General features: G+C 43.9%; 19 protein-coding genes and 1 pseudogene. 16 read left to right on the forward strand and 4 right to left on the reverse strand.

From position 1 onward, the window contains the following. Positions 1-81 precede the first annotated feature (81 nt). The 5 genes from dcm to BM213_RS03840 all read left to right on the forward strand — a co-directional run bounded on the left by dcm (position 82) and on the right by BM213_RS03840 (position 6,640). A complete protein-coding gene (gene dcm / locus BM213_RS03820; RefSeq protein ID WP_244149178.1) occupies positions 82-1,071 on the forward strand; it encodes a DNA (cytosine-5-)-methyltransferase in 990 nt (329 codons plus the stop codon). Then, entirely contained in the window at positions 1,058-2,239 is a 1,182-nt protein-coding gene (locus BM213_RS03825; RefSeq protein WP_164970095.1) for a type II restriction endonuclease, read from the forward strand. The genes dcm and BM213_RS03825 overlap by 14 nt, the downstream gene beginning before the upstream one ends. Before the next feature lie 418 nt (positions 2,240-2,657). Next, positions 2,658-3,677, forward strand: a complete 1,020-nt coding sequence (locus BM213_RS03830) for a LacI family DNA-binding transcriptional regulator (RefSeq protein ID WP_091701166.1) — start codon at positions 2,658-2,660, stop codon at positions 3,675-3,677. After that, positions 3,670-5,211 carry a gluconokinase gene (locus tag BM213_RS03835; protein ID WP_091701089.1) on the forward strand — a complete coding sequence of 514 codons (1,542 nt, stop codon included), beginning with the start codon at positions 3,670-3,672 and terminating at the stop codon, positions 5,209-5,211. Before BM213_RS03830 ends, BM213_RS03835 begins: the two co-directional genes overlap by 8 nt. Before the next feature lie 88 nt (positions 5,212-5,299). Next, positions 5,300-6,640, forward strand: coding sequence for a GntT/GntP/DsdX family permease (locus BM213_RS03840; RefSeq protein WP_091701092.1), 1,341 nt, complete (start codon positions 5,300-5,302; stop codon positions 6,638-6,640). A gap of 238 nt (positions 6,641-6,878) precedes the next feature. Here BM213_RS03840 and BM213_RS03845 read toward each other — a convergent pair whose 3' ends face one another. Continuing rightward, complete coding sequence (locus tag BM213_RS03845) at positions 6,879-7,514, reverse strand: FMN-dependent NADH-azoreductase (protein WP_091701094.1); 636 nt, start codon at positions 7,512-7,514, stop codon at positions 6,879-6,881. Between the two features lie 286 nt (positions 7,515-7,800). Between BM213_RS03845 and BM213_RS03850 the strand changes: the two genes are divergently transcribed. The 5 genes from BM213_RS03850 to BM213_RS03870 all read left to right on the forward strand — a co-directional run bounded on the left by BM213_RS03850 (position 7,801) and on the right by BM213_RS03870 (position 13,113). After that, positions 7,801-8,847: a glycosyltransferase family 4 protein gene (locus BM213_RS03850; RefSeq protein ID WP_091701096.1), complete on the forward strand. Its 1,047-nt coding sequence runs from the start codon at positions 7,801-7,803 to the stop codon at positions 8,845-8,847. A gap of 10 nt (positions 8,848-8,857) precedes the next feature. Then, a complete protein-coding gene (locus BM213_RS03855; protein ID WP_091701099.1) occupies positions 8,858-9,598 on the forward strand; it encodes a HipA family kinase in 741 nt (246 codons plus the stop codon). A gap of 127 nt (positions 9,599-9,725) precedes the next feature. Then, the gene (locus tag BM213_RS03860) at positions 9,726-10,397 is read left to right on the forward strand and encodes an N-acetylmuramoyl-L-alanine amidase (RefSeq protein WP_091701102.1); all 672 of its coding nucleotides are present in this window, start codon (positions 9,726-9,728) and stop codon (positions 10,395-10,397) included. A gap of 26 nt (positions 10,398-10,423) precedes the next feature. Beyond that, positions 10,424-12,130, forward strand: coding sequence for a DUF6044 family protein (locus BM213_RS03865; RefSeq protein WP_091701104.1), 1,707 nt, complete (start codon positions 10,424-10,426; stop codon positions 12,128-12,130). Continuing rightward, positions 12,127-13,113 carry a glycosyltransferase family 2 protein gene (locus tag BM213_RS03870; protein ID WP_091701107.1) on the forward strand — a complete coding sequence of 329 codons (987 nt, stop codon included), beginning with the start codon at positions 12,127-12,129 and terminating at the stop codon, positions 13,111-13,113. Before BM213_RS03865 ends, BM213_RS03870 begins: the two co-directional genes overlap by 4 nt. A 9-nt stretch (positions 13,114-13,122) precedes the next feature. On the opposite strand, the gene BM213_RS03875 is transcribed toward BM213_RS03870, so the two are convergent. Continuing rightward, the gene (locus BM213_RS03875; protein ID WP_091701109.1) at positions 13,123-14,289 is read right to left on the reverse strand and encodes an MFS transporter; all 1,167 of its coding nucleotides are present in this window, start codon (positions 14,287-14,289) and stop codon (positions 13,123-13,125) included. A 137-nt stretch (positions 14,290-14,426) separates the two neighbouring features. On the opposite strand from BM213_RS03875, the gene BM213_RS03880 reads away from it, so the two are divergent. The 6 genes and pseudogenes from BM213_RS03880 (at position 14,427) to BM213_RS03900 (ending at position 19,674) form a co-directional block, all read left to right on the forward strand. Beyond that, positions 14,427-15,683 carry a sensor histidine kinase gene (locus BM213_RS03880; protein ID WP_091701112.1) on the forward strand — a complete coding sequence of 419 codons (1,257 nt, stop codon included), beginning with the start codon at positions 14,427-14,429 and terminating at the stop codon, positions 15,681-15,683. 197 nt (positions 15,684-15,880) lie between these two features. After that, positions 15,881-17,007 (forward strand): annotated as a pseudogene (locus tag BM213_RS03885) (amino acid permease); the annotation flags it as partial. Continuing rightward, entirely contained in the window at positions 17,005-17,196 is a 192-nt protein-coding gene (locus BM213_RS15270; protein ID WP_244149183.1) for an amino acid permease C-terminal domain-containing protein, read from the forward strand. The pseudogene BM213_RS03885 and the gene BM213_RS15270, both read left to right, overlap by 3 nt. Positions 17,197-17,446: 250 nt before the next feature. Further along, positions 17,447-18,232: a TerC family protein gene (locus BM213_RS03890; protein ID WP_091701114.1), complete on the forward strand. Its 786-nt coding sequence runs from the start codon at positions 17,447-17,449 to the stop codon at positions 18,230-18,232. Between the two features lie 57 nt (positions 18,233-18,289). Next, positions 18,290-18,793 carry a ferritin gene (locus tag BM213_RS03895; protein ID WP_091701117.1) on the forward strand — a complete coding sequence of 168 codons (504 nt, stop codon included), beginning with the start codon at positions 18,290-18,292 and terminating at the stop codon, positions 18,791-18,793. 86 nt (positions 18,794-18,879) lie between these two features. After that, positions 18,880-19,674 carry a DnaD domain-containing protein gene (locus BM213_RS03900; RefSeq protein WP_244149180.1) on the forward strand — a complete coding sequence of 265 codons (795 nt, stop codon included), beginning with the start codon at positions 18,880-18,882 and terminating at the stop codon, positions 19,672-19,674. A gap of 12 nt (positions 19,675-19,686) precedes the next feature. Here BM213_RS03900 and BM213_RS03905 read toward each other — a convergent pair whose 3' ends face one another. Beyond that, a complete protein-coding gene (locus tag BM213_RS03905) occupies positions 19,687-21,033 on the reverse strand; it encodes a (Fe-S)-binding protein (protein WP_091701122.1) in 1,347 nt (448 codons plus the stop codon). Then, a complete protein-coding gene (gene glcD / locus BM213_RS03910) occupies positions 21,030-22,442 on the reverse strand; it encodes a glycolate oxidase subunit GlcD (RefSeq protein WP_091701125.1) in 1,413 nt (470 codons plus the stop codon). Before glcD ends, BM213_RS03905 begins: the two co-directional genes overlap by 4 nt. Between the last annotated feature and the right edge of the window lie 5 nt (positions 22,443-22,447).

Here is a 22,447-nt window from a genome sequence, read left to right on the forward strand (position 1 = left end):
TATTTTATCATTTAAACGACCATTAAACAACAAAATTTGCTACAATTGAATTAGGACTAGTGTTCGAAGGAGGTGTCAAATTTGCTATATCGTTTTATTGATCTTTTTGCAGGAATTGGAGGTATGCGGCTTGCCTTCGAACTGTACGGTATTTGTGTGTTCTCATCTGAATGGGATGTAAAAGCACAGGAAACCTATATGGCTAACTTTGGTGAGAAACCACATGGTGATATTAGACAGATTGATGCTAAGGATATTCCCGATCATGATATTTTGCTCGCTGGCTTCCCATGTCAGCCATTTTCTATTGCAGGTGTAAGCAAAAAAAAATCTTTGGGAAGACCACATGGATTTCTCGACGAAACTCAAGGAACTTTATTTTTTGATATCGCTCGTATTTTACAGGGAAAACAGCCACAGGCTTTCCTATTGGAAAATGTAAAAAACCTTAAAAGTCATGATAAAGGTAGAACATACAAAGTAATAAAAAATGTCTTGGAAAACGACTTAGGTTATACGGTTTACGATGCGATATTAAATGCAAAAGGGCTTGTTCCTCAAAATCGTGAGCGTATATATATTGTAGGCTTTAAAAAGCCCCTTAAATTTGAGTTTCCGAAAATACCTGAACAGGGACCACCACTAAGAAGCATCTTGGAAGAGAATGTAGATGATAAATACACATTAAGCGACAAACTTTGGGAATACCTACAAGCATACAAAGAAAAACATGCTAAAAAAGGAAATGGTTTCGGTTATGGGTTAGCCAATTTAGATTCATATTCCCGTACTCTTTCTGCCAGATACTATAAGGACGGTTCAGAAATTCTGATCCCGCAAGAAGGGAAAAATCCGAGAAAATTAACTCCACGCGAATGTGCGCGCTTGCAAGGATTTCCAGATTCTTTTAAGATTGTAGTTAGTAACACTGCTGCATATAAGCAATTTGGCAACAGTGTTGCTGTTCCCGTTGTTAAATTGATAGCAGAAAAGATGATACAAGCCATAGAACGGGATGAAACAATTGAAGACAATCTGGAAGAGGGTCGGGCCGAGTATGCAACAAAATAATTCTGAAAAACTGACTAATGCTATTGAGGCGGCCAAGAAATTTGGTCGCTTTTATTGTAAGTTTATTTCTGCTAATGATGTTGATTTGACAGGAGCACATCAAGTAGGACTTTACATTGCAAAACAGGCTTGGAATATCTTTTTTGAGGAGAAAGGAGTAAAAGGGGAAAATAAAGATAAGTTTATAAAAGTACATATTGACGGTTATCATCCTTTTGAAAGCCGTGTGATTTATTATGGAAGAAGAACACGAAATGAATATCGAATTACTAGGTTTTGGAGTAATTCGCCTTTTGATAAAACAGAGCAGGTAGGAAACTTAATTATCTTTATTCCAATGGACATGGAGAATTATAAAGTTTATATCTTAGACACAGAAGAAGAGATTGAAATATTTATAGATACATTCTCTTTATCTCTTATGGATAATAATGCAGTATACAATGGAGGTAAAGTAAAAGATATTGACTTATCAGCAAAGTTGGAAAAAGAAATTGAAGATGTTGCTGCTCAATTTCATGATTTCCCTGAAACTATTCAACTTGCAGAAATAGCAAGAAGAATACATCAACATGTATACAAGAAAAAGCAATTTTCACCAGACAATATTATTTTAGAGTGGGTGAAAACAGAATATAGTGTATTTAGATCGATTGAAAGAAATGTTTATAAAGACTATCTAACAAAACCTTTGAATGATTTAGAGACATTAATTACTATTGCAAACAGTGTTATAAATAGAAGAAAAAGTCGTGCAGGAAAGTCTTTAGAACATCATGTTGATTTCTTGTTATCTTCATACAATATCCCATTTAGTCATCCCGGCAAATCTGAAGGAAATAAAAAACCAGATTTCTTGTTTCCTTCAAATGCTGCATATGCGGATATGTCATTTCCTGAAAACAATTTGATCTTTTTAGGAGTAAAGACCACCTGTAAGGACAGATGGAGACAGATACTTAATGAAGCAAACAGGATAAAAGAAAAGCACTTATTAACACTTCAACAAGGGATATCTCCAAACCAGTTGGATGAAATGGCTGAAGAAAAAGTTATTCTAGTTGTGCCAAAACCTTATCACTCATTGTATCCAGCAGAATATCAGGATAGATTATGGACCGTTGAAAAATTCATTCACTATGCAGAAGAAAAATATTCGTTGATATAAAAGACCTTTACGGGTCTCAGACTGTTGACAAAATGGTTGTAAGGTAATTACCTTACAACCATTTTGTTCCATTTTGATATTTGTTTGGTTCATCACCACAAAATGTACTTGACAAGCAATACGGTTTCTTGTACAAAGATGTGCAAAAACCATTGATTTACTGATTTTTCCTCACAATCGTAAATAGGGTATGTTCAGAAAAAAATCAAGTACAACTTTTGGTGAAGAGCCATATTGTGTTTATTTTTACAATGTTAGGAATATAACCATATCTCTTCGCTGAACTCCGTTTCTTATTTGTGCATCATTTTTTTTGAATATACTGTTAAAAAATGTTGTAAAACGCTTTCATTTTCGTGTATAATACCACTAAACCGGTTTACTTACTAAATCGATTTAGTAAAGGAGAATGAATACGTTGCAGAAAGTGACGATGGCTGATGTAGCGAAGCTAGCAAACGTGTCAAAAAGTACAGTATCGCAATATTTAAACAAGAGATATGAGTACATGAGCGAGGAAACGAGAAGACGTATCGCGGGGGCAATTGAGCAACTACAATACCGCCCAAACGTCATTGCTCGAAGCTTAAAACAAAAATCAACAGCAACGATTGGTGTAATCGTCTTTAACATTTTGCATATGTTAACGACACAAGTGTTGCGGGCGATTGAGGATATGTGTCAACAACATGATTTTCATGTCATCGTTTGTAATACAGATGACGATCCTGAAAAGGAAAAAAAATATATTGATATGCTATGGGCGAAGCAAGTGGATGGATTTATTATTTTTCCAACAGGAAAAAATGTCGATTTATATAAAAGAATGATTGAAGCAAGATTACCAGTTGTATTCGTTGACCGAACGGTTGAAGGAATCGATGTAGATGCTGTTTTATTAGATAACGAACGTGCTGTCCAATTGGGGATGCATTATTTAATTGAGCAAGGATATAAACATATTGGACTCGTAGCACCACCATTTGCGCCACACGTCATTCCGCGCACAGAACGGATAAATGCATTTCGGTATGCGTTGCGTGAAGCAAATCTTCCAATCAAAGAAGAATGGATCATTACCGAGCAAGTAAAGCACATTTCGGGGCGACTAGATGCGCTTTTGCAACGGAACAAACTGCCTGAAGCGATATTCGCCATTAACGATTTAACATTGATGGAGGTGTTGACGTTTGTCAAAAGGCGTCAACTAACTATTCCACATGACATAGCACTTATCAGTATTGACGACGTTCCGTTTGCGTCCATTTATACTCCTTCACTAACAACAATTGCCCAACCAGCTTTTGAGATGGGGGAAAAAGCTACGGAACGGCTGTTTATGCAAATGGGCGGCGAGATTTCTCCCCAAATGTTTCGGCTTGCTCCAAAGTTAATAGAAAGGGATTCAGCAAAGAAAAGAGGAGATAAAGGTGAATAGTAGCCAAGTCGTCATCGGAATAGATATTGGCACGACAAGTACAAAAGCGGTTATTTTCGAAGAGGATGGACGTATTCGAGCAATGCATGCGGTAGAATATCCGATGCTCCACCCACAACCAGGATGGGCGGAACAAGACCCATATATTCTTTTTTCTGCCGTCGTACAAAGCATACAAGGAGCTATATACAAAGGGAATGTTTCAGCGGAACAAGTGAAAGTGATTGGAATAAGTGCAGCGATGCATTCATTAATTTTAGTCGACGAGCATCATCGTCCGTTGACAAATTGCATTATTTGGACAGATAATCGCAGCAGTAAGCAGGCAGAGCAATTGCAAAAAACAAAAAGCGGAATAGAGATATATAAAAAAACAGGCACACCGATTCATCCGATGTCGCCGCTTATGAAATTGATGTGGTTCAAAGAACATGAGCCACATGTATTCGAACGAGCCCATAAGTTTATTTCGATTAAAGAATATGTATTACATCAGTGGTTTCATCAGTATGTTGTCGATTATTCAATTGCCTCGGCAACCGGCCTATTTTCTTTACAGACGTTTGATTGGGATGAAGAAATTTTGCAATTCCTTCATATCGATCGTCAGCAACTATCGCAACTTGTCCCAACGACATATACACTACAGGGGATGGACAAAAAATGGGCGGAACAGCTTGGAATTTCCCGAAATACGCCTGTTGTCATCGGCGCAAGTGATGGTGTGCTCGCAAACGTCGGGGTCGGCGCAGTACTTCCTCATGAGGCGGCAATTACGATTGGAACAAGCGGTGCGGTACGAACGATTTCATCCGTTCCAAAAACGGACGAAAGAGGGAGGACGTTTTGTTATGTGTTGACGGAAAATGAATGGGTCGTTGGCGGGCCGACAAATAATGGCGGCATTTTACTTCGATGGTTGCGCGATGAATTTGGGGCGCAAGAAAAAGAAGTCGCAAAACGGCTCGGGATCGATCCGTACGATTTATTGACGCAATATGCGGCACGTGTACCCGCAGGGGCAGAAGGGTTGTTATTTTTACCGTTTTTATCAGGGGAGCGAGCGCCCTATTGGGATGCACATGCACGTGGGACATTTTTCGGCATTAGTTTGCAACATAAGCGTGAGCATTTTATTCGTGCTGTCATGGAAGGGGTTTGTATGAGCGTCTTTTCCGTTGCCCTTGCGGTTCGGGATGTCATCGGACCGTTATCAGAAATTCGGGTGTCGGGCGGATTTGCGAAATCGCCATTTTGGCGCCAAATGTTGTGCGATATGATGGGGAAAGAGTTGCTCGTCCCGGAGACGCATGAGGCCTCCGCGCTAGGGGCTGCAGCATTGGCTCTTTATGCGACGGGAGACATTGTTTCACTACAAGAAGTAAAGTCGTGGCTACGTATTTCATCACGTCACGAGCCAAATGGACAGCATACAGCGATTTATGCGGAACTATTTGATTTGTATACAAGATTATATATGAAGTTAAAAGATGAGTTTCCAATCATCTCTTCGTTTCAAAGGAAATATGTGTAACTAAGGGGGTGATTTACTTCATAACTAAATCGGTTTAGTAATTGTAAGCGTTTACTGAACAATAAAAAAACAATAAGGAGCGGAGAATATGGCATCGTCTTCGTTAATTTTAATTGTTATCGCTGGAATTAGTTTGTTATTATTTCTAATTATTCGCTCGAAGTTGCATGCGTTTGTTGCGCTATTGCTCGTTAGCTTACTCGTTGGCATGGCGGCAGGGATGCCATTAAAAAATGTGATCGAGTCCATTCAAAACGGAATGGGGGGAACGCTTGGATTTGTTGCGGTCGTCGTCGGATTAGGTGCAATGTTTGGTCAGATGCTTGAAGCATCAGGGGGAGCAGAGCGTTTAGCACAAACGTTAATGAAAAAGTTTGGCGAAAGTAAAGCGCAGTGGGCGCTTGGAATTACGGGATTTTTCGTTGCGATCCCTGTATTTTTCGACGTTGGATTTATTATTCTTGTGCCGATCGTTTACGGGTTGGCGAAAAAGACAGGTCGTTCGCTTTTGTATTATGGCATTCCTTTGCTCGCCGGTTTGGCGGTGACGCATAGTTTTATCCCTCCAACGCCTGGGCCGATTGCGGTGGCGAATTTAATCGGGGCTGATTTAGGTTGGGTCATTTTATTTGGATTTATTGCAGGTATTCCTGCGATGATTGTAGCAGGACCGCTATTTGGAAAATATATTTCACAAAAAATTCATGCTTCCATTCCGCCATACATGGAATGGAAAGAACATGAGGATGAAAAAGATTTGCCAAGCTTCAGTTTAATTGCGACGATCATTCTTATTCCGTTGTTGCTCATTTTAATGAACACGGTTTCAGGTGTTGTGTTGCCAGAAAAAAGTACGCTTCGATCGTTTTTCACGTTTTTAGGACATCCGTTTGTTGCTTTAACGATCGCTACGTTGCTCGCTTTTTATTTCTTAGGACGGAAACGCGGTCTTTCTAAACAACAAGTACAAGATATTGCGACAAAGGCGTTAGAACCAGCGGGAATTATCATTCTTGTCACAGGTGCCGGTGGAGTGTTTAAGCAAATTTTAGTCGATTCAGGCGTCGGCAAAGTGCTTGCTGATATGATGGCAACATCTTCGTTACCACCAATCGTTCTTGCATTTATTATTGCGGCGCTCGTTCGCGTTTCACAAGGTTCAGCTACAGTTGCGATGGTGACATCTGCAGGGTTAATGGCTCCATTTATAGAGACATTGCAGCTGACAGGTCCAATATTGGGGCTAATTACTATTGCGATTGCGGCAGGAGCGACGATTCTTTCACATGTAAACGACTCAGGATTTTGGCTTGTGAATCGCTACTTTGGTTTGGAAGTGAAAGATACGTTGAAATCATGGACAGTAATGGAAACAATAATTGCGCTGGTCGGTTTTTCTGTTGTATTTGTAATTAGTTGGTTTATCTAACTCTGTAAAAGAGATCGTCTGTTATTCAGAAAATATCGGCAGGGGTGAGACGAATAAAGCAGTATAGCCGATGCTTGAAGAGCTGTAAGAAGTATCGGGAGTTACTGAAGAAAAACTTACCTCTGGACTTGGCGAATGCTCTTAGGGAAATGGCTAAACATGTGAAAACAACATATTGCAGCAATAAAGGGCGTCCAAAAAGTCAGTTATTTTGACTTTCTGGACGCCCTGTTTGTTATTAAAACTGTTTCGCTGCTTCTTTTGCTCGTTCGATCGCCTGTTGCTTAATGCTTTCTGCTTCGTTTGGAAAAGCGTTCATACCTTCGACCGCAATCGTTTGAACGTCTGTTATGCCGACAAAAGCGAGAACAGCTCTTAAATAGCGGTCACCAAACTCCAATTCTTTCGCCGGACCTTCAGAATATATACCTCCTCGCGCTTGAATGTGGAGCGCTTTTTTCCCTTTTAGTAGTCCAACAGGTCCTTCTTCTGTATATTTAAACGTTTTTCCGGCGATACAAAACGTATCAATATATGCCTTCAATTTTGGAGGGAAGCTAAAGTTCCACATCGGTGTGACGAATACATATTTGTCAGCTTCCATAAATTGTTCACATAATTCGTTGATGCGCGCTACTTTTTGTTGTTCATCTTTGTTTAATTGGTCAAATGCTTGTCCTTGTTGAAGTTTGCCCCAGCCGCTAAATACATCAGCATCAATGTAAGGGACGTCGATATCGTACAAGTGTAGTTCAACGATTTCATCTTCTGGATGATGTTGTTTGTAGGCATTGACAAACGCGCGACCGACTGACAAGCTAAACGATTCATGTTCTTGTTTTGGATTTGCGGTAATATACAATACTTTTGCCATAACAGATCCTCCTTGATGTAAGTTTATACTTACTTATATTTCGCTTTGATATAAAAAGCTATAACTATAATATAGTTTGTTACTTACTTTTGTAAAGTAAAAAGATTGCTGATTAGATGATAAACAGCGAAGGAATAGGCAAGATACATATGTAGGTATAAAAATAAAAGGACGGATGATTCATGACAGGGCATGTATTTCATAAGAACAGTGCTTGGCACTAATCAAGCGACAAGCCCTTGACACATATATTAATAAAAGAGCAAATGTGAAGGGGGCTGAGGGGGTGAACATTTTAGTCATTTGGCGGTTGTTGACGGTTGGTGGGGTGAATGCCGGATGGCGCAATCGGGCGTTATATTTTAAAAAGTATGGCATCACGACCGATTTTTTATATACGAAAGATTTGGGCGGCATGCATATGATGGAAGATGTCGCAAACGTATATGTAGCGAAAAAGAAGCGAGATGTTCATGACATTTTACGAAAAGGGTATGATGCGATCATTGTTGTTGATACGAGCCAAGCGTACGAGTGGTTGAACGACGTTGGCTATGCAGGTCCGATTATTGTCGAGGCGCGCACGCCGGAGTTGTTGAAGCTAAAGCGGAACTTGCAAGGGGTTGAGACGATTGCCCCGCGTCAGTTTATCGTTCCGTCTTATTACCAAAAACGACTTCTTTCCGTCCTCGTTAACGATCAAGCACCGATTACCGTCATTTATAACGGATTAGATGCGTCTTTTTTTCAGCCATCTGTATGCGATGATGTACCGAACAAAAAAATTATTGCTTATGTCGGACGGTTAGACGGAAGAAAAAATTGGCGAGCGTTTTTACGCATCGTCTCGCTATTACAAGAAGAGCGGGATGATATCGAATGTTGGATGATCGGTGGGGCGCATAGTGTCGATAAACAAACGTTTGAAACGGAATGGAAAGAAAAGAAGCTCGATCCGTTCGTCAAATGGTTTCCCGTCGTTCCGTACCAACAAATGCCTCACATATACGCCCGCATTCGTCAATCAGGAGGATGCTTACTAGCGACAACGAAAGTCGAATCGTTCGGCAATACGTTTATTGAAGCGATGGCGTGTGGCGTGCCGGTCGTTGCCCCGCGCGTATCTGCCATGCCGGAAGTGATCGCTCACGGAAAAACAGGATACTTATTTCGCGAACATCATACGCGCGGTGCTGTTCGAGCGATTGAAGCAATCATCGACGATCAGAGGCGATATGAAGAGATGAGCGAAGCCAGCAGGGCGCGCGTGCTAGCGCAATTTACGATTGAACGTTGTGCCGAAACGTATGTCGATTTACTACAACATATGTAGGTGAACAAACATGAACTATGAAATGACGTTCGCAAGCCATAAACATAACTCCCATCTCGTCACGTTTCATGATGGGAAACGGTACGTCGTCAAATTTTATGACGCGAAAAAGCCGAAAGCACTCATTAACGAATGGCTCGCATACCAAATTGCGAAATATATGAACCTTCCGATTCCGCACGCCCGACTCGTTTCTTTACCTGACACGCTCGTACCGATTCCAGATGACACAACGATTGTGAAAACGAAAACGCAGTTTGCTAGCGCGTATATTGATGGGAAAAACGCCCACGAAACGACGCTTCATCGCATCGCCAACGCCGATCAGCTTGCGGGGGTGATCGTTTTTGATTATTGGTTGTACAATCGCGACCGAACGCGAAAAAACGTCATCATCGAACAAAATGGTGAGCATCAGACGTTATGGATCATTGATCACGCTGACATATGCGGTTCATTTGCGTGGACGGTTGAACAGTTAAAACAGCTGCCGCGAACGCTTATCGAAAGCGCTACGCATCGCATGATGGCGTCGTTTATGACCGTTCAACAATTGGAGGAAGCGATTGCCGTTATGCAAACGATGCCGACACTTTTACTTGAAGAAATGACGAAACATATGCCTGACGATTGGCCGATGACGGAAGAAGAACGAAAGCAACTCGTTCATACGCTCGTGTATAGGCGTGATCATGTCGTTCCGCATCTCATCCGCAAATGTTGTAAACAGCTTTGGCCTGAGCTAGCATAGCTTAGGCTTTTTTCATGTGCGAGCGAAAGAAAAAAATAGATAAATAGGAAAAGGCCGTATCCTTTGTCCAAGATCATGTATATGTTATTAGCAGAGAGAAAATTTGTTAGAAAGGTGTGAGGATATGATGGTAAAAATTGTTTTAGATGCAGGACACGGAGGACGTGATCCGGGGGCGGTTGGAAACGGACTTCGTGAAAAAGATGTAACGTTAACGATTGTGACGAAAATAGGGGAGATGTTGAAAGAGTATGAACGTGTCGATGTACACTATACGCGGACAGACGACCAGTTTATTGAACTCTCGGAACGGGCAGCGATGGCGAATCGGATCGGTGCGGACTTCTTTTTATCCGTTCATGTGAACGCAGGTGGTGGAACAGGATTTGAATCATATATATTCAATGGAAATGTGAGCAAAGAAACTGTTTCATATCAAAACATCATTCATGATGAAGTGATGAAAGCGATTGGAGATGTGCGCGATCGCGGAAAAAAACGTGCCAACTATGCGGTGCTTCGTCAAACGAATATGCCAGCTTTATTGACGGAAAACTTATTTATCGACAACGCAGGAGATGCCGCAAAGCTGAAATCAGACGAATTTCTTTCGCAAATTGCCCGCGGTCATGTGGAAGGAATAGCGAAAGCGTTCGGATTGCAAAAGAAACCGCCTGCTCCACCGAAAGACGATGGAAAGTTATACCGCGTGCAAGTCGGAGCATTTCGCGATAAAAAAAATGCAGAACGTCTCGTCGAAGAGTTAAGAAAAAAAGGATACGATGCGATCATTGTTTAACCCCTGCGATTCGCAGGGGATTTTTTATGCATATTTTTCATTTGTTGTTAAAAAATAATAGCGAATGGAGGGGCGTTATGAGACTGTTCACATGTGGCATCATCATCGTTTGTTTACATGCCTTGCCGTATTTTTTACTTGGGGAAGATGCACACATGCGCGTGCACGATAATTTAGACTCTAATATTGCTTGGTATCGCGTGCTCGTACAAAGTGGCGAGCTGTTCGGCTCCGTTCATGCGACAATTCCGCAAATCATCGGCGGCTTGCCGCGCAACGCGTACGGGACGGAGTTTAGCGGCATCGTTTGGCTTCATGCGCTCTTTCCGTCCGTTTACGCCTATGGGTTGAGCCAGCTTCTTACGCGCCTGTTTGCGTTTATCGGCATGTACTTATTATTGAAGACGCACGTATTAAAGGAAAAAGAAGCGGAGTGGATTCGCGTCGGGGTCGCGCTTGCGTTCGCCCTTACGCCGTTTTGGCCGTCAGGTATGCTTAGCACGCTCGGTATGCCGCTCGCGTTATGGGCGCTGTTAAACATTCGCGCCGGCGATCGCTCGCTGAAAAATTACGTCGTGCTGACGTTGTTACCGTTCTACTCTAGCTTTGTGCTCGGCTTTTTCTTTTTTTTAAGCGCGATGTTTATATTTTGGGCGTTCGATGCGTGGCGACGCCGTCCGAACGTGCCTCTTTTGTTGGCGCTCATATATATGACTGTTCTTTATTTAGCGATTGAATATCGGCTCGTTCATTCGTTTTTATTTGCGACAGAGCCGACGAGCCGCGATGAATATGTGCATGCTCGCCTACCGTTATGGCGATCGCTTCGCCTGACGCTCAAAAACTATATGTTCGGCCATACGCATGTCATGACGATTCATACGCTCATTATTTTACCGATCACGTTGATCGCTTTATATATCGTATGGCGAAAAACATGGTGGCAACAAGAGCGGCTGTTTTGGCAGCTTCATATTGTGAACGTTGCGCTTTCCGCGTGGTATGCGTTTTGGTTTTACAAAGGATGGTTGCCTGCAACAGAAGCGTTTCCGTTTTTAGATCGGTTTAATTTTGCGCGCTATCATTTTTTGCGACCGATGGTCATTTATGTGCTGTTTGCGCTATCGCTTCGCATTATATGGCGCGCGTGGGATCGAGGTGTCGTCTCGTTTGCGATTGCCTCTCAACTCGTTGTAGCGATGTTGTTTCATGAACAAATTGTATATCGCGACAAGCCGACGTTTCGCGCGTTTTATGCCGAAAAGCAGTTTGAACAAGTGAAGCGCTACATCGGCAAGCCGCTTCATACGTATCGCGTCGTCAGCATCGGCATGCATCCGGCGATCGCGCAATATAACGGCTTTTATACGCTTGATACGTACAACAATTTTTATCCGCTGTCGTATAAGCATCAGTTTCGGAAAATTATTGCGAGTGAGCTTGCGAAAAATAAAAAACTAAAACAATATTTCGATGAATGGGGCGGTCGCTGTTACATATTTGTCGATGAGCTAGGAAAGCACTACATGTTTACGAAGCAATCGAACAAGCGCATACGCCATGTCAAGCTTCATACTGACGTATTGTACGACATGGGCGGACGATACGTGTTTTCCGCCTTGCCGATTGACAACGCAAAGGAAAACAACTTAAAGCTATTGCGCACGTTTGAACACGATGAATCCGCATGGAACATTTACTTATACGAAGTGGAAAGGGAGAAAACGACATGACCGTTTTAGCGATCGTTGTACCTTGTTATAACGAGCAAGATATATTGCCAGAAACGATTAAACAACTGCTTTCGTTAAGGCAACAGCTCGTAGATGAACAACTTATTTCGAAAGAAAGCAAAATTGTATTTGTCGATGACGGAAGTCGCGATCAAACGTGGACGATCATTTATAAAGCATGTTTGCGACATGAGGAAGTGAAAGGAATAAAACTGGCAGGCAATGCAGGGCATCAAAACGCCCTTTTAGCAGGCATGTTTGCCGTTAAAGACGTGGCGCATTGCATCGTAACGATGGATGCTGACTTGCAAGATGATATATATGTCGTGCGCGAGTTTGTACGAAAATTTCATGACGGATACGATATCGTTTATGGGGTGAGAAGAAAGCGCGACGTTGATTCGTACATGAAGCGGTGGACGGCCGAAACATTTTACCGCATGATGAATCGCATCGGGGTGAAGCTTATATACAATCATGCAGACTATCGTCTCATGAGCCGGCGCGCGGTAGAAGCGTTGCAGCAATTTCGGGAAGTAAACATGTTTTTGCGCGGAGTTGTCCCGCTCCTTGGTTTCCCTTCTACGACCGTATATTATGACCGAAAAGAGCGAAAAGCAGGCGTGACGAAATATCCGCTTATGAAAATGATACGCTTTGCCTTCGATGGACTCACGTCATTCAGCATGATGCCCATTCGGTTCGTTTCCCTTCTCGGTTTTTGTTCATTTTTCATTAGCGTCTTGTTTGCGCTATACGTGCTCTTTTTAAAAATAACAGGACACACAGAAACGGGCTGGACGTCGCTCATCATGTCCATTTGGCTCGTCGGTGGGTTGCAGTTGATTGCGATCGGCTTAGTTGGCGAATACATCGGAAAAGTATATAAAGAAACGAAACAACGACCGCGCTACATCGTAGATATCGATTTGTTCAATTGGCCGGTCGTTGCCCGGCGCGATGAGGAACAAGTCATAAGCTAAGGCTCCGAACTAGACGGAGCCTTTTTGCATCATTGCTCGTTGAAACGACTGGAATAGGGCGAACGAAACGAACGTCAGCAATATGCCTGTCACATACGGCAAACTCGGTTTTAACGTAAATAGCCAACCTGCGATTGCCGGCCCGCCGATGCGCCCGAGCGAATCGAACGATGATAATACGCCTGTCGCGCTTCCTTGTCCGCCCGTTGTATATTTCGTAAGCAAGGACGATACACATGGGCGAATGACGCCGTTACCAATGCCGAAAATCGTTAAGTAAAGCGCCGCTGTCCAAAAATGATTGATGAACAAAATAAGAAAAAAGCCGAGCGCTGATAAAAATAAGCCGCCGCGAATGACCGTTCTTTCACCGAACGATGCGATCAGTTTTCCGAGCATTCCTCCTTGAACGATCGCACCAGCAAGTCCCATAATCATAAAAATGTAGCCGAGCTCTTTTGACGTAAGACCTGCGCGTTTTGCGGCAAAATAAGCGAACGTCGCTTCAAGACCAGCGAGGGAAAATGTGACGATCAGCTGCAACATATATAAGCGCGCCAAAGGTCCTTGAAGGGCGGAGGAAAGCGATGGCCGTTTCGCTTGTCCGATCGAACGCTTTTCTTTCGGAAGTGACTCTTGTAAGAAAAAGAAAACGAACACGGCAGTCAAGAGCGATAAACAGCCGGCGATCCAAAACGGGACCGTTAAGCTTGTAGCGGAAAAGATGCCGCCGATCGCTGGTCCGAAAATAAATCCGAGTCCGACAGCCGCCCCGATCATGCCCATTCCTTTTCCGCGGTTTTCTTCTGTCGTTACATCAGCTACATATGCCATCGCTGCCGGCATCGTCGCGGCAGATAAGAAGCCGCCAATGATGCGGGCCGCAAACAACATCCACAACTTCGTCGCCATGGCGAATAAGAAAAACGACAGCGCCAAGCCGGAAATACCGATAAGTATCATCGGCTTTCGCCCGTATCGGTCAGATAAGTTTCCCCACATCGGTGCGAACAAAAATTGCATAAAAGAATACACAGCCATGAGCCAACCGAGCTCTGTTGGGGTTGCACCGATGTTTTCAGCGAAAAACGGAAGGACGGGAATAATAATGCCAAACCCGACCATGACGAAAAACATAACAACAAATAAAAGCGGCAAGTAACGCCGTTCGTTCATATGACCATCTCCATTATGTAGTTTGCATTTTTATCATAATGGAAACGATACAATTTTTCAAAGATGTCGATGCGTTGACAACAGAAAAAATTTTAGCGAAACTGAACGTGTATGAATGACCGTGGGAGAGTTGAGAGATGACATATATAAACGAGCACGTGTTAAACAATTTATTTTACATGCTAGTGAGCATTTTTTTCTTTTATTTTTTATACGATCACGTTCGGTTTTTCCAGCGAAAAAAGGCGCATCAACGATTGTTGCTTATCGCGTGTTTAAGCGTTCCGATCATCTTATGTATGAAATATCCGATTTACATCGCCCCTGATTGCGTGCACGATTTGCGGCAAGTTCCGTTTTTGCTTGGCACGTTTTACGGCGGATGGACGGTCAGTTTTCCCCTCTTGCTTATTTTGCTGCTCGCGCGCTGGGTGATGTACGGCTATCAATTCATTACCGTCGCTGTTTATGTCATGATGTTCGTTTTCGGTAGTTTGTTTTCTCCTATTTTCCAACGATTGTCGAGAAAGCAACGATTATTCGCTTCGGCAGTAATGACGTTTATATTAGCGATTGTTGCTACGATTTTGGCGATCGTCATTTCTGATTTTCAAGTGACAGAGTCGTACATCATTCACTTTATTCTCGTTCCTCCTTTTGCCGTATCGTTCGTTGTGCTTATCGTTGAAACGTTGCGTGAAGCGTTGCTCGTTCGCTCGAAAGCGATTAAGCTTGAAAAAATGGAAGTCGTCAGCCAGCTTGCCGCAAGCATTTCTCATGAAATACGCAATCCGTTAACCGTCGTCAAAGGATTTTTGCAGCTCATGAAATCAAAAGACATATTAGCGGAAACGAGAGAACAATATATCAATATCGCCCTTGAAGAATTAAACCGCGCCTGCGCTATTATTGACGATTATTTAACGTTTGCGAAGCCGTTTCCAGAAAAAATAGAGCCGCTTGACGTACATCACGAGTTAACGAAAGTCATTGATATGTTGCGTCCGTTAGCGAACATGTCGGGAGTAGACATCGTGTCAGCGCTCATGCCTGCGAAAGTAAGTGGCAACGCCCAATATTTTAGACAATGTTTTTTAAATATAATAAAAAATGGAATAGAAGCGATACAGAATGTCGGTGCGGTATATGTGCATATGCACGTCGATGAACGAACGGTGACGATCGTTGTACGCGATGAAGGAGCCGGAATGACGAAAGAGGAAATCGCGCGCTTCGGAGAACCGTATTTCAGCACGAAACAAAAAGGGACAGGTCTTGGGGCGATGGTAGCAGTTCGCATCATTGAAATGATGAACGGCACGTGGACGATAAAAAGCGAAGTCGGATCTGGAACGACGATGACAGTGACACTCCCTTTGTTATTAGAAAAATAAAAATATTTCGAAATAGTAAAATTGTATTGTCTTTAACAGTTTTGGGCGTTAAAGTATAAAACAAGGCGTGTTATTTTTCAAAAGGGGAGTTTACAGCGATGAGTTTATTCAGAAAAAAGTCGATTGACGCGCTTATGAGCGAGTCAGGAAAAAACGGCGCTGCACTAAAAAAAGAATTAGGTGCACTCGATTTAACGATGCTTGGCATCGGAGCGATTATCGGGACGGGCATTTTCGTCTTGACGGGCGTGGCGGCGGCAGAGCATGCGGGACCAGCGCTTGTTCTTTCGTTTATTTTATCCGGATTAGCGTGCGTGTTTGCGGCGCTTTGTTATGCGGAATTTGCCTCGAGCGTGCCCGTATCGGGAAGCGCGTATACGTACAGCTATGCGACGTTTGGCGAGATGATGGCATGGCTGCTCGGCTGGGATTTAATTTTAGAATACGGTGTGGCTGCATCGGCGGTAGCGGCCGGATGGTCGGGCTATTTCCAAGGGTTGCTTGCCGGTTTTGGCATTGAGCTTCCGCATGCCCTCACAAGCGCATACGATCCATCCAAAGGGACGTTTATTGATGTGCCAGCCATCATTATTGTTTTACTTATTACGTTTTTATTGACGCAAGGTGTGAGAAAATCAGCGCGCTTTAATGCGGTGATGGTTGTTATTAAAGTGGCAGTCATTTTATTGTTTATCGCCGTTGGTGTATGGTATGTGAAGCCAGAAAACTGGACGCCTTTTATGCCGTTTGGCTTTTCAGGCGTTGCGCAGGAGCTGCGACGGTGTTTTTCGCATATTTAGGGTTTGATGCCGTATCGACAGCGGCAGAGGAAGTGCGCAATCCGCAGCGCAACATGCCGATCGGTATTATCGCTTCGCTTGTTGTTTGTACGTTGTTGTATATTGCGGTGTCGCTCATTTTAACGGGAATTGTACCGTACGATCAATTAGGTGTGAAAAATCCAGTTGCTTTCGCGTTAAATTACATTAACCAAGATTGGGTTGCTGGATTTATTTCGCTTGGGGCGATTACAGGAATTACGACGGTGCTTCTCGTTATGCTTTATGCGCAAACGCGCCTCTTTTATGCGATTAGTCGCGATGGCTTGCTTCCATCGTTATTTGCGAAAGTGAGCGAGCGCAAGCAAGTGCCGCTTGTGAACTCATGGGTAACAGGCATTGCCGTTTCCATTTTCGCCGGTGTTATTCCGTTAAATAAATTGGCGCATTTAACGAATATCGGAACGTTGTTTGCGTTTACGACTGTTGCGATCGGCATTTTAGTGTTGCGAAAAACGGAACCGAATTTAAAACGAAGCTTTATGGTGCCGTTTGTGCCGGTCATTCCGTTGCTTGCGGTAGCGTTTTGTACGTATTTAGCGCTTCAGCTTCCTGCGACGACATGGCTTAGCTTTGGCGGCTGGCTCGCGGTAGGTCTCGTCATTTACTTTTTGTATGGTCGCAAGCATAGCAAATTAAACGAGGCGCATGCCGAACAAAAACAAGTGAGTTGACGGGTTGACAAAATGCGTTCATGTTTTTATAATAAAAATACAGTTCAACTATATTTTTCCTTTTTAAAGGGGAGTAGCGTTCAGGCGTTCGCCTGAAAACAAAGTCGTCAATTCATGGCATTGTCCATCGGCTTTGTTGGCACAATGTGTGTCTAGCGAGACCTTTGCCGTTCGGCAAAGGTCTTTTTTGCGTTTTCATGATTTTTGCCGACGGGCGAGGGAAAACTACATATTACAGGAGGGATCATTGATGGATGTATCATTGTTGTTAGAGTATGGTTGGGTGCTTCTCGTTTTAATTGGATTGGAGGGAATTTTAGCGGCCGATAACGCTGTCGTCATGGCTGTGATGGTCAAACATTTGCCAGAAAAACAACAAAAACGGGCGCTCTTCTACGGGCTTGCTGGAGCGTTTATTCTTCGCTTCGCTGCACTTTTCGTCATTTCGTATTTAGTAAATATTTGGCAAATTCAAGCACTCGGTGCGTTGTATTTAATGTTTATTGCGGTGCATCATTTTATCAATAAAAATCGCGATGGCTCGCATAAAACAGAGAAAAAGAAGTCAGGTTTTTGGATGACGGTATTAAAAGTCGAGCTTGCTGATTTAGCGTTTGCGATCGATTCGATTTTAGCGGCAGTCGCTTTAGCGATGACGTTGCCAAATACGAACTTACCGCCTATTGGAGGCCTGGACGGCGGAAAGTTTTTAGTCATCTTCGCTGGTGGATTGATCGGTGTCATTATTATGCGTTTTGCGGCGAATGCGTTCGTCAAGCTGTTGCGAAAGCGTCCAAGCCTAGAGTCAGCTGCATTTTTAATCGTCGGCTGGGTCGGTGTGAAGTTGGCGGTATATACGCTTGCTCATCCGAGCTTAGCTGTTGTTTCCGAACATTTCGCGCATTCGGCGTTATGGAAAGCGATTTTCTGGATCGTTCTTTTAGCGATTGTTGCTGGCGGCTGGTTTTTCTCTGGAAAAGAAACGAAACAACAAGAAGATGCGATTCAAACGTTGAAAAAAGCGCAAAACGAATAAGGGGAGGCACGTTCCTCCTCTTTTTGTTATAATAAAGAAAGAGAGGAGTGTTGATGTATGTTAAGTGAAAAATTGTTAAACGGATTGAATGAACAGATGAATTTTGAATTTTATTCTGCTCATTCATATATGGCGATGGCTGCTTATTGCTCGGCGGAAGGATTGGACGGTTTTGCGAACTTCTTTTTAGTGCAGGCAGAAGAAGAACGTTTTCATGCGATGAAGTTTTACAACTTCATTAACGCGCTCGGCGAACGGGCCATTATGACAGGTTTTCCTTCGCCGAACAACGAATTTACGTCCGTTCGCGACTGCTTCGAAAAAGCGCTCGCCCATGAAAAAGAAGTGACGCGCCGCATTTATAAACTATCTGACTTAGCGTTAGACGAGCGCGAACATGCGACGATGAACTTTTTAAAATGGTTTATTGACGAACAAGTAGAAGAAGAGTCGATGTTTGATACGCTTATTCAAAAACTGAAACGCATCGAAGGCGACAGCAATTCGTTGTTTATGCTCGACAACGAACTTGCCCAGCGCACATTCACACCAGAACCATAAAAGGGAATGCGAAGGCATTCTCTTTTTTATTCCCCCCTAACCAAATGTCGTGTATGAGGCGATAAATGGATATAGGGGGGATTGTGATGAAGAAGTGGTTAGTCGATGATGAGCCGTTATTCGTTTTGCCGACGGTGGCGGTGAAGCTCGGATTGAACGAAAGCATTTTTTTACAGCAGCTTCATTATTGGCTCGGAAAAAGCACGCATACGCATGATGGACATGTATGGGTGTACAACACGTACGAAGGGTGGAAAAAGCAATTTCCGTTTTGGTCGGAAAGTACGATTCGGCGCACGATCGTACGGCTTGAGAAAAAAGGGATCGTCGTCTCGCGCTATCGCTCACAGATGGATAAAACGAAATGGTATCGCATTGACTACGATGTGCTAGCGAACGTTATGAATGGCGACGAAAAACGGCAACATGACGAAACGAGTGGGCAACATGACGTATCGCACATGTCCACTTGCCAAGACGCACATGGCTATATGAACAGACAAACAGAAATAACAACACATACATTACAAAACATTATACAATTTTATGAACAAAACGGTTTTGGGACGATAAGTGGCTATATTGGAGAAAAAATCGCATTATGGGTCAATGAAACGTCAGAGGAGTGGGTGCTTGCAGCGCTGAATGTCGCCTTGCAGAACGGAGTGAGAACGTGGACATATACAGAAGGTGTGTTACGTAACTGGAAGAAAAATGGATACGCGCGCTCAAAAAGGCGGAAAGCGGTGCGGACGGAAATGATTCCAGAGTGGCTGCATATCGATTATTCCCGATATGAGCGAAAAGTGTGTAGTGAAGCGGAGCTCGAACAAAAGCGTGCTGAATTAGAAAAGCGTTTAAAAAAAAGGAAAAGGGCATGAACGTCCATACCCTTACCCTGTTTGTTTCACCGGCTCGTTTGCTTCTTTTGTCGCTTCTACCGCTTCTAAAAGCAGCTCGACAAGGTGAACGGCGCGCACGTTCGTCAGTCCTTCTCGTTCAATGCCGAGCTTCATTTGCAGCAAACAGCCGGGATTGGCGGTTACAATTGTCGTCGCTTTCGTTTGTTTCACTTGTGCCATTTTGTAATCAAGCACTTGCATCGACATGTCTGGCTCGATGATGTTATAAATGCCTGCTGAACCGCAGCATCGATCGGCATCTTTCATTTCGCGAAACTCGACGCCGGAAATGGATTGAAGCAACAGGCGCGGCTCGTTTGCTGTTTTCATGACGTTGCGTAAATGGCATGAATCTTGATACGTCACGATTTGCTCAGGCAAGCGCCATCCTTCGAGATGAAAGCCGAGTTCGACTAAAATGACGGAGACGTCTTTTATTTTGGCGACGAAAGATTTGGCACGCTCTGCCCAAATCGGATCGTCTTTTAATAAATGGTCGTATTCGATTAAAAACGCCCCGCACCCGCCAGCGTTTGTGACGATATAGTCGACATCGAGCGCTTCAAACGCTTCAATGTTTTGTTTCGCGAGCGTTTTCGCGTCCGCTTTTTCGCCGCTATGCCCGTGAAGTGCACCGCAACACGTTTGGGTCGGTGGAATGACGATGTCGCAGCCGGCAAGCTGCAATAGTTTCATCGTCGCATCGTTCGTGTCCATAAACATCGTATCCATTAAACAGCCGCTAAAAAAGGCGACCCGTTTTTTTCGTTTCGTTTCCGCTTCGATGTGCGTTGGTCGTTCGTTCATTTGTTTCCACGTCGGCACGTTCGGCAGCACTTTTTCCATCATGGCTAAATGATTTGGCAACACGCGCAATAAGCCGAGTTTGCGAACGAGTGCTTGCAACCCTGAACGTTGATAAAAACCGATAAGTGCCGTCAACATGCGCATCCGTTTCGGATGTGGAAACAGCTGTTTGAATACAATATGGCGAATGAAACGGACGATCGGTGAATACGTTTTATGTTGCGCAATAATGTCGCGCGCTTCTTCTAGTAAATGGCCGTAGCGCACTCCAGAAGGGCAAACGGGTTCGCACGCTCGGCAGCCGAGGCACAATTGGAGCGAACGTTCGACATCTTCGTCCGGTTCAATAAGTCCATCAACGACGGCTTTCATTAATGCGATTCGTCCGCGCGGCGAGTGTGACTCTTGAAAGCCCGACTCAATATACGTCGGACATGTCGGCAAACAAAAGCCGCAGCGCATACAGTTTAATAACTCGTCTTCATTCATGCGCGCTTGAAATTGTTGTTGGATGAGCTGTTCGTTTTTCATCGCGTCACCACCACCCGTTTGCGCGTGCTTTTTGCGAACACTTTCCCTGGATTCATAATGTTGTTCGGATCGAGCGCTCGTTTAATCGCCTGCATCGCAGCGATTCCTTCTTTACCGAGCTTCCATTCTAAATACGGCGCTTTCATCACGCCGACGCCATGCTCGCCAGTAATCGTGCCGCCAAGCTCAATCGCTTTTGCAAATATGTCTTCGAACGCTTGCTCGACGCGATGCAGTTCGTCTTTGTCGCGCACATCGGTCGGACATGTCGGATGAAGGTTGCCGTCACCTGCGTGACCGAACGTGCAAATGTTGACGTTATATTTTTTAGCAATATCGTTAATCGCTTTCACCATATTTGCAATTTGCGAACGTGGAACGGTCGCATCTTCTAAAATCGTCGTCGGCTTTAAACGGGCGAGTGCTGATAGTGCCGAACGTCTCGCTGTGCGCAAGTTATTCGCTTCTTCTTCTGTTTTGGCTACTTGGACGGAAATGGCGTGTTGCTCTCGGCAAATGCGCGCCATCGCTTTCATATCTCGCTCAACGACTTCTTTCGGTCCATCTTGTTCGATGAGCAATACCGCTTTAACGTCTGTCGGCAAGCCGATGTTGACGAACGACTCGACGACTTGTAACGTCGGTTGATCTAAAAACTCAAGCGTCGTCGGAATGATTTTATTGGCGATAATGGCGGAAACGGAGCGTGCTGCCGCCTCTAAATCTTCATATAACGCGAGCATCGTTTTTTTCGTCTCCGGCATCGGAATGAGTTTTAACGTCGCTTCTGTAATGATCCCGAGCGTGCCTTCCGAGCCGACAAACAGGCGCGTTAAATCGTAGCCAGCGACGTCTTTCGCGAGCTTGCCGCCCGTACGAATGATGTCACCGTTTGCGAGCACGACTTCAAGCGCCATGACGTAATCGCGCGTCACGCCGTACTTTAAACCGCGCAAGCCGCCGGAATTTTCGTTAATGTTTCCACCAATCGTTGAAATTTTCATCGAGCTTGGATCAGGTGGATAAAATAATCCTTTCGCTTCGACCGCTTGAATGAGGTCGAGCGTAATGACTCCCGGTTGAACGGTCACCGTCAAATTTTCTTCGTCAATTTCTAATATGCGATTCATATGTTTAAAAATGATGACGATGCCGCCTTCTGTTGGACATGTTCCTGCACAAAGATTTGTTCCTGAGCCGCGCGGCACGATCGGAATGCGGTGCTCATTACAAATCTTTACAATTTCGCTCACTTCTTTTGTGTTGCGCGGGGCGATAACTGCGTCAGGAAGCGATTGGAAGTTTGGAGTTGCATCGTATGAATAAACGAGCCGTCCGGCTTTCGAATCGTCGTAGTTTTCTGCGCCGACAATTTGAATGAACTGTCGTTTCACCTGTTCAGTAATCATATCAT

The organism is Anoxybacillus pushchinoensis, from assembly GCF_900111795.1.
In the GTDB taxonomy this organism is placed as follows: domain Bacteria; phylum Bacillota; class Bacilli; order Bacillales; family Anoxybacillaceae; genus Anoxybacillus; species Anoxybacillus pushchinoensis.